Origin of the sequence: Enterobacter sichuanensis (genome assembly GCF_002939185.1) — a bacterium.
Lineage (GTDB): Bacteria > Pseudomonadota > Gammaproteobacteria > Enterobacterales > Enterobacteriaceae > Enterobacter > Enterobacter sichuanensis.
Window position 1 is genome coordinate 1 of the sequence record NZ_POVL01000203.1, and the last position, 206, is coordinate 206.

At 56.3% G+C, this 206-nt stretch carries 1 pseudogene; it reads right to left on the bottom strand.

Going from position 1 to position 206, the window contains the following annotated elements:
* Positions 1-206, bottom strand: a pseudogene (locus C5687_RS24530) (IS5/IS1182 family transposase); the annotation flags it as partial.

Consider the following 206-nt stretch of genomic DNA (forward strand, 5'->3'; position numbering starts at 1 on the left):
TTGTTCTTGGTAGAGCTGGGTGCCTCAATGATGGTGGCATCCACCAAAGTGCCTTGGGTCATCATGACGCCTGCTTCGGCCAGCCAGCGATTGATGGTCTTGAACAATTGACGGGCCAGTTGATGCTGCTCGAGCAGGTGGCGGAAATTCATGATGGTGGTGCGATCCGGCAGGGCGCTATCCAGGGATAATCGGGCAAACAGGCG